The organism is Telluria sp. PB2R4, from assembly GCF_059685695.1.
Genome location: NZ_JCASIC010000012.1, coordinates 167,520 through 184,468, shown reverse-complemented (window position 1 = coordinate 184,468; position 16,949 = coordinate 167,520). Strand labels below are relative to the sequence as shown.

Below are 16,949 nucleotides of genomic sequence, written 5' to 3'. Positions count from 1 at the left end.
CAAAATGTAATTACGATACCGGGCGCAGTACGTAGGTGCGGCCCTTCTTCGCCGTGAAGCTCAAGGTATGGCCGATCTTCCCCGGCCGGCTGCGCACGCCCAGCCCTTCGACCACCACCGGCACCGGGCTGCGGATCGCGCAGCGCCCGCCCGTGCGCGCAGTCACCCGGGCGCTGCGGAGGCGCCCGGCATCCCAGCCGATATCGACCACCATATTGCCGCGCGCGACCAGGCCGCTCACCTTGCCCGAATTCCAGGCATCCGGCAGCGCCGGCAGCAGGTGCAGTTCGCCGTTCTGGCTTTGCAGCAGCATCTCGATGACGCCCGCCGTGCCGGCAAAGTTGCCGTCGATCTGGAACGGCGGGTGGGCGTCGAACAGGTTGGCGTAGGCGCCGCCGTGCTTGTCGCCCGGCTTGGTGAGGCGCAGCAGGTTGCGGAACAGCGTGTAGGCGTGGTTGCCGTCGTACAGGCGCGCCCAGAAATTCACCTTCCAGGCCAGGCTCCAGCCGGTGCCGTCGTCGCCGCGCAGCTCGAGGGTGCGGCGTGCGGCGGCGGCCAGTTCCGGCGTTCCCAATGGCGAGATCACCCGCGCCGGGTGCAGCGCGTACAGGTGCGACACGTGCCGGTGCTGCGGCTCGACCTCGTCGAAATCCTTGTGCCACTCCTGCAGTTGGCCCCTGGCCCCGACCTGGAACGGAAGCAGCCGGGCGCGCGCCGCCTTCAATTGCCGGCGGAACGCGGCATCGACGCCCAGCACTTCGCTGGCGGCGGCCACGTTCTCGAACAGGTCGTGCGCGATCCCCAGGTCCATGGTCGAGGCAACGGTCACGTTGCCCTTCTGCTTGTCGCCGTAGAAGAAGTCGTTCTCGGGCGAGGTCGAGGGTGCCGTGACGAGCCGGCCCCTGGCATCCGGCTGCAGCCAGGCGAGCAGGAAGCGCGCCGCATCCTTCATGACCGGATAGGCGCTTTCGAGGTAGCGGCGGTCGCCGGTGAACTGGTAGTGCTCCCACAGGTGGCGCGCCAGCCACGGGCTCCCCATGGCCCAGTTAGCCCATTTGGGGTCGCCCTTGCCGAGGTCTCCGACCGGATTGGAGGTGGCCCAGATGTCCGAGTTATGGTGCACCGCCCAGCCGGGCGTGCGGTAGTAGGACGCGGCGGTCTCCTTGCCGGTCACTGCCAGGTTGCGGATCAGGTCATCCAGCGGCGCAAACAGTTCGCCCAGGTTCGCGCTCTCCACCGGCCAGTAGTTCATCTGGAGGTTGATGTTGGTGGTGTAGTTGCTGCTCCAGGGCGGTCTCACTTCCTTGTTCCAGATGCCCTGCAGGTTGGCCGGCGCGCCGCGTGTGCGCGACGACGAGATCAGGAGGTAGCGCCCGAACTGCACGTACAGCGCTTCCAGCGCCGGGTCGGCCTGGCCCGCGGTGTAGTCGCGCAGCCGGCGCTCCATCGGTAGCGCGCTGCGGTCCTCCGCGCCCGGGTTGATGGTGAGCGACATGCGGTCGAACAGGCGGCGGAAGTCCGCCACGTGCGCCGCGCGCAGGGCCGCGGCATCCAGCCCTGCGGCGCGCTCCAGGTGGCTGCGCGCCAGCGCCTGCGCATCCTTGCCGCCGCTGGCGGGGCATTTGTCGAAGCCGTTGAAGCTGGTCGCCGCCGACAGCAGCAGGGTCACTTCTGAGGCATCGCGGATGCTGATTTGCCCGCCCTGCTCCGTCACCACGCCGTCGCGCACCACGGGCTTGACCTGCAGCGCGAAACGCATGCCGCGGCATCCGGCCGGGTCGTCCTGCACGATCGGCTCCGCGTTGTGGCGCACGTAATTCGGGTCCACGTGCGCCGGGGCTTTGCCGTCGAGGAGCAGCATGCCCCGCGCCGCCGTACTGGTGGAGCGCAGCTGGCTCGCGGCCTGCAGGTCGAGGTCGATCCGGCCCGGCTGGTCGGCCTCGATGCGGACCACGATGAGCTGGTGCGGGCTGGAGGCGAACACCTCGCGTCGGTAGTGCACGCCGTTCACCGTGAAGCTGGTGGTCTGGATGCCGTCGCGGATGTCGAGCGCGCGCCGGTAGCCGGACACTTCGCCGCCCTTGAAGTCCTGGCGGAGCATCAGGTCGCCCAGCGGCAGGAAGCTTTCCGTGTAGCGGCCCTGCATCTGGCGCGACAGCGCGTAGGCCTGGGCGTAATCTTCCCGGCCCAAAGCTTCCCGCACCTTGCCCAGGGCCGCGTAGGCGCCCGGGTTGATGCCGGTAGCCACCGGACCGCCGCTCCAGAGCGTGGCTTCGTTCAGCTGGATCAGTTCATCGCCCGGACGGCCGAAGACCATCGCGCCCAGCCGTCCGTTCCCGACCGGCAGGGCTTCGGTCCACACCGCGGCGGGCTTGTCGTAGTGCATGCTCAAGGCAGCGCCCGGCTGGGCGCCGGCGGACACGCTCAGGGTCGCGGCAAGCGCCGCCAGCATGGTGCGAAGCAGCAGCATCGTCCGTTCTCCTTATTGCATCACTCTATTGCATCACTTCGAGGTCCACGCCGCCGCGCGCCGAACGCAGTTCGATGAGCTTGACCGGCTCCAGCGCGTTCTCGGCGCGGCCGTCGCTCGTCACCGCCAGCGCCACCGTGTTCTCGCCGTTCGGGTTGAGGATGCCCGGCGGGATCACGAAGGTGCGCTGCGGACCGACGTGGGCGATGAACTGTCCCATGTTCCAGCCGTTCACGAAGATCAGCGCACGGTTCTCGCGCTCCGAACGCGGTTTGCTGGTGTCGCCGAAGGCCAGGCCGAGCTGCACGTCGTGCCCGCGCGGCAGGTCGAGCTTGAAGTTGGTGCGCAGCCAGTAGGTGCCTGGCGCCGGCGGAGCATCGGTGGTACGCGCCGCCTGCCAACCCTGGCCCGCTGCCGCAGGCAGGTGCCATCCCTGGCGCTCGCCGGACAGGCCGCCGTTGTTCATCGGCCCGCGCAGGCGGTCGACCAGCTCTTCCCCGCCCTGCCGGCCCTGGATGCGCCAGGCGATCGGCACCGCGAAGCGCTGGCCGCCGCGCTTGGTGAGCGAGGCCGAGATCAGGCCGCGCGCCTCGCGGTGGTAGTCGTCCGCCATCAGGTTCCAGTTGTGCGAGTTGTTGCGCACCATGACCGAGATCACGTGCTCGCCCGGACGCACGTCGCCGAGGTTCAGCTTGATGCTGTCGGTGGTCTCCGGGAACGAGCGCCCGGTGTCCAGCTCGTGCTGGCCGACGAAGCGGCCGTCGATCCAGACCTGGATCAGGCCCGCGCCGCCGGCGCCGTAGAACAGCTCCAGCTGGTTGGTCTTGCTGTCCGTCGCCGTGAAGCGCCCGCGGTACCACACGTCGCCGTGGTGGAAACCATAGTCGCTCATCGCCAGGGTCGGCTGGCCGCGTTCCGGCATGGTCCAGGTCTGGGCCGCCGAGGCACGGCGGTCGGCCTGCACCCAGGTGCTGTCGTCGAAGCGTGGCGCGGCCTCCAGGCTGTCCATGCGGCGGGTCCAGGCGAGGCGGCCCAGGTCCGGCAGCTTGACCGCCTCCGGTCCTTTGAGCGTACCGGCGCGCATGCCGCCGTCCGGCTGGCGGGTCAAGGCCAGCTGCTGGCCGTTGAAGCTGGCGGCCTCGAAGGCCGGGCCCCAGATCTCGATGGGGCTGTCCTCGCTGGCGTCGCCGCTCATCACCAGCTTGCTGCCGGCCAGGCTGGCCGAGCGCACCAGCGCAGGCGTCAGCTGCAACGCGCGGCCGGCGCCGGTCTCCTGGGTCCAGAAGCGCTGGCTGGTCTGTTCATCGGCCAGCAGGAGCAGCATCGGCGCGCGGCCGCCGCCCGAGATGCGCACCCGCGCCAGGCCGTCGTGCACGTAGTTCAGCACCAGGTCGCCCCTGGCGGCATCCCAGCGCGAAGTGACCTTACCCGCCAGCACCTCCACGGTCGGTGCAGCGCTGTAGCGCAGCACGGTTTCGCCCGCGATACCGTCACGGCCGTGCAGCACGGCGATGTCACGCTCGCCGTTGCGCAAATGCGTCTGCAGTTCCGAGGTCGAATACACCAGGCGCTGGCGTTCCATGTCGTAGGCGGCCAGCAGCATGCGCGCATCCTGGCCGCGCAGGGTCGAGGCGATGGTGTAGTCGCCGTCGCGCGTGGCCAGCTTGACGCTGAACGATTCCTCGCCCTTGCCGTCGCTCGGGTTGTGGGCGGCGAAGATCACGTGGCTCCCCAAGCGCCGGTTGACGTTGTGGTAGAGCTTCAGGTTGGCGGTGGCGGGGGCCAGTTCCGGCCCCTTGTCCATTTCAGCCAGCACGCGTTCCGCCGCCTGCACGAACATGCCCTGCTGCTTGAGCGCCAGGGCTTTCGGGCGCAAGCCGCGGTCTTCCGAGATCGCTGCGCCGTAGTCGTAGGAGGTGTACACGACCGGGCCGGCGAGCCAGCCCCAGGACGTACCGCCGAAGGTCATGTAGACGTTGTGGATCGTGATGCGGTTGATCAGGTTGGTGCCGTAGAAGACCCGCTGGTAGCCCTTGCCCTGGCGTTCGGCGGTGCAGTCGTAGGTGCCGTTCGAGCCCCAGTAGTCGAACCAGCCGCCGCCCAGTTCCGCAGCGAAGCCAGGGGTGCCCGGCGAGGTCAGCGCGCCGACCTTGCCGGTGCCCGTCGCGTAGATGCCCCAGTCCGGCGCCTTGTTGGCGCCGGCCGGGTTGGCGAACACGTCGCAGCTGCCGCCGGGATAGCCGTCAAAAGCATAGATGTCGGTCGGCCCCTGGTTGGCCCAGGGCGCGCTCGAGCCTTTCGGCGCCCAGTCCGGCAGGCGGCCGGCTGCATTGTGGAAGAACGGCACCTGGATGCCGTCGGCGCGCGCCTTGCGTGCCAGGTGTTCCATCTGGCGCACGTGCTTGGGTTCGACCTTGCCCAGTTCGTTCTCGAGCTGGTAGGCGATCACGTTGCCGCCGCCGTCGGTGACCTGATGGCGCGCGATGATCGCGTTAATCTGGGTCATCCACTCGTCGACCGCCGCCAGGTAGACCGGGTCGTCGGTGCGGGCTTCGGCGCGGCTGCGGAACATCCAGCCGGGATAGCCGCCGCCGGTCAGCTCCGCGTTGACGTAGGGTCCGGTGCGGGCGATCACGTACATGCCCTCCTCTTTCGCCATCTCGAGCGCCCGCTCCACGTTGCGGATACCCGAGAAGTCGTACACGCCCGGCGCCGGCGAATGGTAGCCCCAGTCGAAATAGAAGGCCACGCCGTTGAAGCCCAGCGCCTTCATCTTCTGGATCACGTCGCGCCACAAGGAAGGATTCGGCAGGCGGAAGGGGTGGATCTCGCCCGACCAGACCACCACGCGCTTGCCGTCGATCTTGAGCGAATATTCGTCCCAGCTGACCGCTTTTGGACGGCCCTTGGGCGCGGTGATTTTCGCCAGCGCCTTCGAATCCTCGCCCATGACGCCGAAGCTTGACGCCATGGCGGCGGTGCCGCTCAGGCGGCGCTGCTCGCCCCAGGTACGGCCGCCATCCTGGCTGTCCGCGAACCAGGCGCGCGCGGCCTGCTCGCTCCGCGTATAGAGGCGCAGCGTCTGCCCAAGGCGGACCAGGCCGGCGGCCTTCTGGCCGGCGCCGAGCTTGTCCAGCGCCGCTTGCGGCTCGATGCGCCACGGACCGGTGATCGCGGCCGCACGCGCCAGCACCAGGCGCCCGCTGCGCGCCTCGCGCGCCACCGCCACATACGCGTCGCCGTCCGCGACAACGACCGTGTCGGTATAACCGCTGTCCAGGCCGCGCATCGGCACCGGCGCCGGCCAGTTGGCCAGCTTGTCGTCCGGCGTCACGACATGGGCGCCGTGGCCCCCGCCTGCAAGCGGCAAGCTCACGACCAGGTGGAGCTGTCCGTCGGCGCCGCGCACCCAGCCGGGAGCCTGTGGTGCGCCGGCGCCGGCGCCGAGGCGCAGCTCGCGCATGGCGTCCCAGCGCCGCAGGTCGGTCGACGACGCCAGCCCGATGCCCCCGGGCGCGCCGCTGGCGTAGGCCAGGATGTAGCGGCCGTCGGCATGGCGGGCCAGGGTGGGTTCGAGCAGCTTGCCGGTGGGCGGCGTCCAGGTTTCGGATGCCAGCGAGGTGAAGTTGGCGCCGTCCTGCGAGGACAGCACGCTGAGCGTATTGGCGGCGCCGGCGGTCAGCGCAGGCATCAGGACGGTTTGCCCCGACTTGCTTGCGGCCTGGGCGCTGGCGGTGCCGGCCTGCAGTCCGGAACCTTGCGGGATGCCCAGCTCCTGGGCGGCGGCGCCGCTCAGGAGCATGGCGGCGGCCAGGGCGACGGCGCACTGGGGAAGCTGGCGGGACGCCAGTTCTGGCATGGCAAGGCCAGCGGCCAGGAGCGAACGCCTGGCTGGGGAGGTGATCGGCAAAGCTGTCTCCTTTTTTATATGCGGCGGCGCCCCGCCCGCGGGCGATGACGCCACTGGACATTCTAGGTGCTGGGCCACGCATCGATCAACGGCGCGGCGAAAGAATCAGCTGCGTGAGCGGATGGCCGGACACAATGGTAAATTCGCTCATACGGATGAGTATTTCGCGCAGGCGCACGCACGCGTGCCCGCCTATGCAAAGATTGGCACCGCGCCGCCGACCGTGGTGCGTCCTCAATAACAAGGAAAGTGCACAAGCACGGTCCCAAAACGAGACACCGCAACCCAATGAATTCGTTCTCCACCCTCGACACTGTCGTCTTCCTCACCTACTTCGTGATTGTCGCCGGCTACGGCATCTGGATCTACCGGCGGCGCCATAACCGCTCGGGCAAGGAGTCGCACGATTACTTCCTGGCCGAAGGCTCGCTCACGTGGTGGGCGATCGGCGCCTCGCTGATCGCCTCCAACATCTCGGCCGAGCAGTTCATCGGCATGAGCGGCTCCGGCTACCGGATCGGCATGGCCATCGCGGTCTACGAACTGATGGCGGCCGCCACCCTGATCATCGTGGCCGTGTTCTTCATGCCGATCTACCTGAAGAACCGCATCTATACCATGCCGCAGTTCCTGCAGCAGCGCTATGGCCCAGGCGTGGCCACCGTCATGGCCGTGTTCTGGCTGGCGCTGTACATCGTGGTCAACCTGACCGCGATCCTGTACCTGGGCGCGCTGGCGATCAACAGCATGATCGGCATCGGGGTGCTGCCCTGCATGCTGTTCCTGGCGGTGTTCGCCACCATCATCACCCTGGGCGGCATGAAGGTGATCGGCTACACCGACGTGATCCAGGTGTTCTGCCTGGTGATCGGCGGCCTGGTGACCACCTGGATCGCGCTCGACCTGGTGGCGCGCCTCAGCGGTAATGAAGGCGCGATCGTCGGCGTGCGCGAGCTGTTCCACCGCGCCGGCGGCCACTTCGACATGGTGCTCTCGCGCGACAACCCGAACTACATGGACCTGCCGGGCCTCTCGACCCTGATCGGCGGCATGTGGATCGTCAACCTGAGCTACTGGGGCTGCAACCAGTACATCACCCAGCGCGCCCTGGGCGCCAGCCTGCCGGTGGCGCGCAAGGGCCTGCTGTTCGCCGCCTTCCTGAAGCTCCTGATGCCGGTGATCGTGGTCCTGCCGGGCATCGCCGCCTATGCGCTCGACCAGGGCGGCGTGCTGGGCGACGCGCTGCGTCCGGACGGCCAACTGAATCCCGACCGCGCCTACCCGACCCTGCTCACCCTGCTGCCGGAAGGCCTGAAGGGCGTCGCCTTCGCCGCCCTGACCGCGGCCGTGGTAGCCTCGCTGGCCGGCAAGGCAAACAGCATCGCCACCATCTTCACGCTCGACATCTACCGTCCCAAGTTCCGTCCGGAGGCCAGCGAGCGCCACATGGTCTGGGTCGGCCGGGTGGCCGTGGTGGCCGCGATGGCGATCGCCGTGATGATCGCCCCGCTGATGGGCATCGACAAGCAGGGCGGCTTCCAGTACATCCAGGAATACACCGGCTTCGTCTCGCCGGGCATCCTGGCCATGTTCCTGCTCGGCTTCTTCTGGCGCCGCGCCAACGCCGCCGCCGCGATGTTCGCGGCGATCGCCAGCGTGGGACTGTCGATCGTGCTGAAGTTCCTGCCCGACTTCGTGAACCTGTCCTTCCTGGCGCCGATCGGCTTCGCGGTGCCGAACCGCAGCGGCGTGTACGAGATTCCGTTCCTGGATCGCACCCTGATCGTGTTCCTGCTGATCGTGATCGGCATGGCCATCATCAGCCTGCTGGGCCGCCAGCCGACATCGACCATCGTCAAGGTCGACCGCAGCCTGTTCAAGGTGGAGCCGGGCTTCGCCTTCGGCTCGGCCGTGGTCTGCCTGATCCTGGTGATCGTCTACGCGGCCTGGTGGTAGTCATGCGCAGGGTGGACCGGGACGCGTAGTCGGCTATGCCGTCCGCGCGTTCAAATCACGGTGATGCTGCCTGCGCTGCTGTTCTTGCGCTGGCTGGAATGTCAGGCTGTTGACCTGCTGGCCGTAGGGTGGGCGGCTCCACCACGGGAGATGGCTTACCCGCATCGCAGGCGCCGCCCACGCGTTCAAATCACGGTCGAGCAGATGCCGCGGCGATTCAGCGGCTGATTGAACGCGTGGGCGGCGTCCACGGCGAAGGCGGCTCCCGCCATCGGGTGCAGCCGCCCACCCTAGCTTAATCCGCCACCGGCTCGCCAAACTCCGGCATCCCATCCGCCCGCCAGCGAATCACCTGCGCCCGCGTATGCCGGTTAGGATCGCGCAGCGGCTCGCCCACGATGTCGCGGTAATTACGCGCGTGGTAGACCAGGATGTCGGTCTTGCCGTCCGGGCTGGTGGTGAAGCTGTTGTGGCCCGGCCCGTACTGGCCGGTCGCGGCGCTGCTGCGCATGACTGGCAGCGGCGACTTGGTCCAGGAGCGCGGGTCCAGCAGGTCGGCGTCCTCCGGCGCGCTGAGCAGGCCGAGCGCGTAGTTGGCGTCGGTGGCGCTGGCCGAGTAGGTCATCAAGACCCGGCCGTTCTTCACCAGCACCGCCGGCGCCTCGTTCACCAGGTGGCCGATCTTTTCCCAGTCATGCTCCGGTCGGGTCAACAGCACCGCCGGCTGGCGGATCGCCAGCGGCCCGTCCATCTTCGCCAGGTAGATATTGGTGGCCTTGCTGCCATCGGGCGCCCGCTGGGTCCAGGATAGATAGCGCTGGCCGCGGTGCTCGAAGGTGGTCGCGTCGAGCGCGAAGCTTTCCCAGCCGGTCTTGAGCTGGCCGCGCTCGATCCACTGTCCTTCCAGCGGATTGGCCGCCGCGTTCTCAAGCACGTACAGGCGGATCTCCCAGATCTTGTCGGCCCGCCCGGCGGTGAAATAGATATACCACTTGCCGTCGATGCGATGCATCTCGGGCGCCCAGATATGCGCGCCCATCTCGCCGCTGGCGTGCTTGCGCCACACCACCTTGGCCTCGGCCGCGCCGAGTTGGTTCAGGCTGCGCGCGCGGCGCACTTCGATGCGGTCGTACTCGGGGACGGTGGCGGTGTAGTAATACCAGCCGTCCGGCTGGAGGGTGACATGGGGATCGGCGCGCTGGCGCACCAGCGGGTTGGCGAAGCCGCCATCCGCGGCGAAGGACATCGAGGGAGCGGCCAGCAGCGCCGCCATGGCGGCGGCAAGCACGGTAGTCCGGATCATAGAGCCTCATTAAGTAAAAAAGCCAGTCATCGTGAGATGACTGGCAAGTCGGAACAGGAGTCGTTACAGGGCGATCAGATCTTCACCGACACCGTGAAGTAATAACGGCGTCCGGACCAGGCCAGCTCGTTGAGGCGGAAGCTGTCGCCGGCGTCGAGGCGCTTCACTTCGTCGGTCAGGTTCTTGCCTTCCAGCGCGAACGTGACCTTGTCGTTGTAGCGGTACTGGATCTTCGCGTCGAGGTATCCGGTCGCGGCTTCGAACACCGGATTGCCCGAGACGTCGTTCCCGCCAGTGAAGAAGCGGTCACGGTAGCTGTAGGCCAGGCGCGCGTTGATCGGGCCGCGGTCGTACCAGAGCGACAGGTTGTAGGCGTTCTTCGACATGCCCGGATACGGGAGCACGGTTTCGTCGAGGATGTTCAGCACTTCGGTGCCCGGCGCGTACTTGTAGTCCATGCGGGTGTAGTTGGCGTCGACGCCGAAGCCGCTCAGCCAGCCCGGCAGGAAGGTCAGCGCGGTGCGGCCGGCGATCTCGACGCCCTTGGTGGTGGCGCCCTCGCCGTTGACCGGCTGGGTGACGTCGAACAGCCTGCCGTCCTTGAACAGGTCCACGTTGCGGGTCAGGACGCGCTCGCGCACGTAGCTGGTGATGTCCTTCTGGAACAGGGCCAGCGACAGCTGGGTGTCCTGCCCCGGGTAGTACTCGAAGCTCAGGTCGGTGTTGGTCGAGCGGTAGGGCTTCAGGTCCGGGTTGCCGGCGCTGCAGTCGTCGGTGCCGTCGCCGCCGAACTGCTCGTTGCCGCTGTTGACGGTGCAGACCGCGTTCGGGGCCAGCAAATTGATGCGCGGACGCGCCATCGCCTTGGCCCAGCCGACGCGGACCACCATCTTGTTGTCGATCGCCCAGAACGAGCCGTTAAAGCTCGGCAGCACGTCGCTGTAGGTGTTCTCGACGGTGGAGACGCCGTTGCTGATGATGACGTCGCGGAAGCTCGTCGAGCCGGGTGCGGTCTCGGTGCGTACCGCGTAGCGCGACGAGCCGGTCGAGCGGTCGCGGGTACGCGCATAGCGCACGCCGATATTGCCATCGATCTCCTTGCCGAACAGTTCGGTGGCGTAGTCGAGGCGCAGGTAAGTCGCTGCAATCCGCTCGTCCACTGCGAAGGCCGGGATTTGCGGATACATCTGGCCGTCGCTGCCCGGCGCCGAGCGCAGGTAGCCGTGGTTGAAGGCCGAGGTATCGAAGAACTGGGTCGCGTTGGCGTACACCGGCGACATCCAGCCCGAAGGCAGGCCCGAGACCTTGTCGTAGCCGTTGAAGAAGGTGCCGGGGGTGCGGCCCTGCACCGCGCTGACCAGGGCCGCCATCTGGGCCGCGTTCAGGTAGCGGGTATTGAAGCCCGAGTTGATGAAGCTTTGCGCGTCGTCCGGACGCTGGGCGGAGCCGGTGTAGAGTGGGTCGTAGACCGCGGTCTGGTTGACGTTGGCGCCGCGCACGTTGATATCATCGAGCGTCGAATTCAGGTTAGCGCCGTTGCTGGCCATATAGCCGCCGCCGTTGTACTGCTCCGAGGTCGACTTGCGGGCCTGCGCGCCGAACCAGACCTTGTTGAAGAACGGCGTGTTGAGGCGGTACTTGAAGTCGAGCTTGGCCTGGTGTTCCTTGTTCTCGGTCTCGCTCGGGCGGTACTGGAGCTGGGCCTGTACGTAGGAGTTCGGGCTGTCCGGGCTGTAGCCTTCCGGGAAAGTGAAGCGAGGCAGGCTGTCCGGCCCCAGCGCCACTTTCAGGCCGGGCGCGTTCTGGGTCAGCACGATGCTGTTGCTGTCGCTGCTGTACAGAGACTTCGAGGTGCCGAGCAGGCCGCTCACTTCCAGGCCGTCGCGCTTGAAGCTGAAGCCGGAAGAGGCATAGCGCGAATCGACGTCGAGCTGGAAGTCGCGCGCCGAGGTGCTGAAGGCGCCCTGGCCGCCCTGCCCGGCCGCGTTCAGGCAGGAGCCGACGACGTACTCGGTCACGTGGTGGTTCTCGACCACCATGCCCGGCGTGGCGCTGGTGGGCGCCGTGCAGGCGCCGGCGGCGGTCGGTACGCCGTTGGGGCCGTACACCGGCGCGCGGCCGCTATTGGCCAGGCGCGAAGTGGCGCCGAAATCGGTGCCGAAATTGCGGTCGTTCAGGCGCTGGCGCTGGGTGTTGGCCTGGTAGGTGGCGTAGGCGTTGAACTCCTTGCTGAACGCGTACTGCGCCGTCACTTCGGCCGACGAACGCTTGTGGTCGCGGGTCCAGAGGCCGTAGCGGGCGATGCCCGGCGAGTAGTCGAACCACTGGTTGCGGCAGGCGGTCTGCTGGGCGGCAGACAGGCCCGAGGTGGCGCAGGCGGCTGCGCTGCCCACGGCGGCGACCTGCGGGTCGATGCTGTTGACGGTCTTTTCCGGCGAATTGTCCCAGTCCTGCAGGAAGCGCCACGAGGTATTACGCGCGTAGTCGTTCTGGGTCAGCACCTTGTCGTAGACGAAGTTGCCCATCAGGCCGAGCTTGCCGTCCAGGTACTTGTCGGCCAGGTACAGGTTGCCGCGCGGCTGGACGCCGCCGCGCGAGGTCGAGTGCTCGGCCGAGATGCTGGTGCCGATGGTCGGCTCCTTGAAGTCGAGCGGTTTGCGGGTGGTGATCGACACGGTGCCGCCCACGCCGCCTTCGGTCATGTCGGCGGTCAGGCCCTTGTAGACGTCGATCGAGCCGATCAGCTCGGAGGCCAGTTCGCGCAGTTCGGCGCCGCGCCCGGCGGTGCCGCCGGTGCCGAGCACCGACATGCCGTTGATCTCGATGCGGTTCAAGTCCGGCTCGACTCCGCGGATCGCCACCTGCGAGCCTTCGCCGAAGTCGCGCGACAGCTGCACGCCGGTCACGCGCGACAGGGCTTCGCCAACGTTCTTGTCGGGGAACTGGCCGATGTCCTCGGCCACGATCGAGTCGGACACCGTGCCGGCCAGCTTCTTGCGATTGATGGCGGAGGCCACGGAGCGGCGGGTGCCGGCGATGGTGACGACTGCCGGCGCGGCGGCTTCGGCGCTGGTGGTCGCGGTCGATGCGGAGGCGGAGGCGGAACTGGCGGGCGCTGCCTGCGCCTGCGTGTTTGCCGGCGCTGCCTGCGCCTGCGTGTTTTCCTGGGCCAGGGCGGCTTGCGCGGCCAGGAGGGTGATCACTGCGGCAACTGCGCGGGCGCAGCGGGTCGGATACAGCACTTGCGTGCTAGTCGTAGCTCGTTTCATCGAATTGTCTCCATGGGCTCTGTAGTGTGAAATCCGGCTTGGCCTTGAAAACATTCTATGTCCGCACGGTCGCGGTGATCCATCCAGCATGGAAAGAATCACCAAACTGATCGAAATGGCAAAATTGCATGACAAATCGATCAATCCGGTGATTGTTTCCGGCGCGGGCGTTCGTAAACGAACATGGCCGCCGCAATCGCGGCGGCCATTGGCCTTCCTGCCCTTCGATCCGCTTAGCCGCCGAACTTGAAGTTCAGGCCCGCCATGTAGGTGGCGCCGGAGTACGAGTCGGTGTACACGTTCGGGGTGCCGTCCGCGAAGTCGGAGTAGCCGCCGGTGTTCGAGCCGGTGTGGGTCTTGCCCAGGTTGCGGCCTTCAATGAAGAACTCGACGTTCTTGTTGAAGCGGTAGCCGATCTTGGCGTCCACATAACGGGTGCCGAGGCGGAACAGGGGCGCACCCGGGCTGTAGGTCGGGAAGCGCACGTTGGTCATGCCGACCACCGGGTAGTTGTTCACCGAGTTGGTGTTGCAACCCGAGGTGCACGAGAAGGTATCCGCCTTCACCTGCAGGCCGACCCGCATCGACAGCGCGCCGTCGTCGTACCACACCGATGCGTTCCACGAGTGGCGCGGCTCGCCGGCCACCGGCAGCAGGTCGCCGGTGATCAGGTCGCGCAGGCCGCCGCCGTTCAGGGTCGCCTTGTTGCGGGTGTAGTTCGCGTCCACGCCGGTATAGCGCAGGTACCACGGCAGGACCGTGAAGGCCACCTTGGCCGACACCTCGAAGCCCTTGCGGGTGAACGGGATCTGGTTGGTCCAGCGGCGCTGGGTAAATACCAGGTCGGCGAGCGGCTTGCCGGTTTGCGGATCGACCGCGTCGGTCCCGGCGAAGGGCTTGACGTCGTCGACGGTTTCGATCAGGGTCGGCGCACCGGTGACGCCTTCCTGCTTGTAGACGGCGCCGGCCAGCATGATGTCGCGGTTCGCGTACCATTCCAGCGACAGGTTCTGGTTATGGTTGGTCAGCGGCTTGATTTCCGGGTTGCCCATGACGTCGGTGCAGCGCATCGAGACTTCGCTGCCGTCGCCGTCGAGCTCGATCAGATTGCGGCCATCGTATTCGCAGGTGCCGTTCGGGATCAGGCGGCCGGCGGCCGGACGCGCGATGGTTTTGCCCCAGTTGTAGCGCAGCACCAGCTTGTCCGGAACCAGCCAGGTGTTCAGGTTGGCCGACGGCAGGTAGTCGGTGGTGGTCGCATTGATCGCGGTGTCGCGGCGGTAGACGCGGGTGCTGATCCCGTTCGCGTTGTTTGGATCCAGCGGATTGTAGGCCGCGGTCGGAACGATCGAGCGGAAGGTCAGCTGTCCGCTGCCGACCACCTTGGTGCGCACGGCGCGCACGCCGACGTTGCCGTCGAAGACGACGCCGAAGGGCAGCGCGCGCTGGGTGAACGGCAGGCGGTCTACCTCGAAATTGGCCATCATGTAGCCCGCGTCGACGGTCTCCACGATCGAGTTCACCGGCTGGGCGTACATCTTGCCGTCGCTGCCGATGCACTCCTTGATGCAGTCGAGGTTGTAGTTCGGGACGCCCAGCAGCGCATAAACCTTGTCGATGTCGAATTCGGTCCAGCCGTTGGTCAGGTTGGCCGGGCGGTCCGGGTCACCCGCATAGAACTGCGCGGTCGGCTGCTTGGTGTAGCCCTCGTTGAACAGCGCGCGGTACTGGTCCGGCGAGATGACGATCGTGCCCTGGCGCGCATTGCGCGGGTCGGTGCTCGGGTTGTAGCCATACGCGCAGGGACGGCCGCCCGGCGCCAGCGAGCCCGGCGTGTTCTCGCATACCTGGAAGGTGGTGCGCAGGTTATTCGTCGAGACGTAGATGCCCGGGATGTAGGCAGCCGTGCCGAAGGTGCCGACGGCGTCCTGGACCGTCGGGCCGCCGGTGCCCCAATGGTCATAGCCGCTCTTGCGGCGGCTGTAGCCGACCTTGATCGAGGGGACGAACGGAATGTACTCGTCGGTGTAGACGTCCAGGTCCAGCTTGGCCGTCTTCTCGAACGACTCGTTGATGCGCGGGTTCTGGAACGCCAGGGTGGTGGCGCCGTTCACGCGCGGCAGCTGGGCCGCGGTGTAGGCGGGGGCGCCCGGGGTAGTGAAGCTCGGTGCAACTGCGGCCGCCGCGACCTGGTTCGCGAGCGTCAGCCAGCTGTTCGGGTTGCTCAGGTCCACCGAGTTGGCCGGTGTGTAGTTCCAGATGCCATTCGGCAGCACGGTCGCCTTGGTGGCGCCGAGATAGGCGCTCTGGCCCATGCGCTTTTCGTAGCGGTAGAAATCGGACTTGGAGTCGCCGATCAGGAACTCGGCGCGCACGATGCCCTTGCGGTAGGTGCCGCCAGCCTGGGTATAGCTGGACTTGGTGCCGGTAGTGATCGTGGTGTTGTCGACGCCATAGACGCCGTCCGAAAACTCGAAGCCGGTGACGTGGTGGTTGCCGTCCACGACCACCGAGCCCGGGTTGACGTTGGACACCGCGCCGTTCAGCGCGCCGGTGCTGCGGTAAGTCAGCTCGTTCGGATAGAGGTAGTAGCCGGAGGCCGGGTTCAGGCCGCGCGTGCCCCAGGCGCCGTTGGCCAGCTGGGTGGTCGAGATGCTGTCGACGAAGGGCGCGCCACTGAAACCGTTCGGTCCGCGCACGGTGGCCGGATTGACGGCCACGCCGCCGAAGCCGAGGTTGGTGCTGTACGAGGTGACGTCGCCCTTGCTGCGGCTATGCTTGGCGTACACGGTGAGCGCATCGTTGACCTTGAAGTCGAGGCGGATGTCGCCGCTGGTGCGCTCGTCGTTCCAGCGGTTGACGAAGTAGCGGGTGTTGCTCGGCACCCAGTCGTTCCACTGGCCGAGGCAGCTCAGCAGCGCCAGCTGGGTGATGTTCTGGGCGTTGGTGCGGCCGTTGCTGCCGGTGCTGAGCTGCGAGGCCAGGTTGGCCGGCAGCAGCGGGAACTTCTGGTAGCACTCGGCCTTGGTCTTGGCCGCGGCCGAGCCTTCCAGCACGTCCTTCGGCGTCATGCTGCTCCAGCTACCCAAGGCCGCGTTGCTGTACGGGACCGTGTAGAACGGGGTGGTCGACGCCTCGTCGTTCAGGTTCAGGGTGTCGGGGCGCAGCGCGACCGTCTTCTCCGGCGAATTATCGAAGTCGAGCGGACGATACTGGCCGACCACGCCGCTGTTGCCGCCCTGGTTGATCGAGTGGGCTTCCTGGTTGACCTCGCTCTTCGAGAGGTTCACCAGCACGCCCAGGCGGTCGTTCAGGAACTTCTTGGTGGCGATGAGGTTCAGGTTGGGGTTCTTCTTCTTGTTGAGCGAGTTCTGCTGGGCGGCCACGCGGAAGGACAGGAAGTCCTTCTTGAAGTCGAGGCCATTGCGGGTCTGGATGCGCACGCCGCCGCCGAGCGAGCCTTCGGTCATGTCGGCGGTCGAGCCCTTGACCACGTCCACGCTCTTGATCAGGTCAGAGGACAGCTGGCGCATCTCGACGGCGCGGCCGCCCGAGGTGTCGGCGCCGGCCGAAATACCGCCCAGCATGTCGGCGCCGCCGGCCTGCTGCACGCCCATGCCGTCCAGTTCGACGCGGGTGAGTTCCGGGCCGTTGCCGCGGATCGACACGCTGATGCCTTCGCCGAATTCGCCGCGATCGACGGCCACGCCGGCGATACGCGAGATCGCGTCGGCCACGTTACGGTCGGGGAAGGCGCCGACGTCTTCCGCGATGATCGAGTCCTGCGCGGTGGCGGCGTTCTTCTTGCGCGCGATGGCGCTGCGCTGCGATTCGCGCGAGCCGACCACCACCACGGTCTCGACCGCGCCTTCCGCCGCCCTGGCCGTGCTGGTGGCCGCTGGGTCGGATTGCGCGGCAGGGGCCTGCTGCGCGTAGGCGCTGCCGCTCGCGACGAGCGAAGCCAGCGCCATTGCGACGGCCTGGGTCAGGCGTTTGACGGGGAATCTATCCTGGGAGTGGGGTGCCATGTCTCTGTCCATC

At 67.3% G+C, this 16,949-nt stretch carries 7 protein-coding genes; 2 read left to right on the top strand and 5 right to left on the bottom strand.

Features of this window, described 5'->3' with window-relative positions:
- Positions 1-10: 10 nt before the first annotated feature.
- Complete coding sequence (locus AC56LU_RS19140; RefSeq protein ID WP_497177198.1) at positions 11-2,470, bottom strand: glycoside hydrolase family 95 protein; 2,460 nt, start codon at positions 2,468-2,470, stop codon at positions 11-13.
- 25 nt (positions 2,471-2,495) lie between these two features.
- The gene (locus AC56LU_RS19135; protein WP_497177197.1) at positions 2,496-6,380 is read right to left on the bottom strand and encodes a beta-galactosidase; all 3,885 of its coding nucleotides are present in this window, start codon (positions 6,378-6,380) and stop codon (positions 2,496-2,498) included.
- A 288-nt stretch (positions 6,381-6,668) separates the two neighbouring features.
- On the opposite strand from AC56LU_RS19135, the gene AC56LU_RS19130 reads away from it, so the two are divergent.
- On the top strand, positions 6,669-8,336 hold the full coding sequence (locus AC56LU_RS19130) for a sodium:solute symporter family transporter (protein WP_497177196.1): 1,668 nt from the start codon (positions 6,669-6,671) through the stop codon (positions 8,334-8,336).
- 295 nt (positions 8,337-8,631) lie between these two features.
- Here AC56LU_RS19130 and AC56LU_RS19125 read toward each other — a convergent pair whose 3' ends face one another.
- On the bottom strand, positions 8,632-9,639 hold the full coding sequence (locus AC56LU_RS19125) for a glycoside hydrolase family 43 protein (RefSeq protein ID WP_497177195.1): 1,008 nt from the start codon (positions 9,637-9,639) through the stop codon (positions 8,632-8,634).
- Between the two features lie 74 nt (positions 9,640-9,713).
- Positions 9,714-12,908, bottom strand: a complete 3,195-nt coding sequence (locus AC56LU_RS19120) for a TonB-dependent receptor (RefSeq protein ID WP_497177194.1) — start codon at positions 12,906-12,908, stop codon at positions 9,714-9,716.
- A gap of 88 nt (positions 12,909-12,996) precedes the next feature.
- Between AC56LU_RS19120 and AC56LU_RS19115 the strand changes: the two genes are divergently transcribed.
- On the top strand, positions 12,997-13,158 hold the full coding sequence (locus AC56LU_RS19115) for a hypothetical protein (RefSeq protein WP_497177193.1): 162 nt from the start codon (positions 12,997-12,999) through the stop codon (positions 13,156-13,158).
- Here AC56LU_RS19115 and AC56LU_RS19110 read toward each other — a convergent pair.
- Positions 13,142-16,936, bottom strand: coding sequence for a TonB-dependent receptor (locus AC56LU_RS19110; protein ID WP_497177192.1), 3,795 nt, complete (start codon positions 16,934-16,936; stop codon positions 13,142-13,144). The two genes, AC56LU_RS19115 and AC56LU_RS19110, sit on opposite strands and share 17 nt — an antisense overlap.
- Positions 16,937-16,949: the final 13 nt, after the last annotated feature.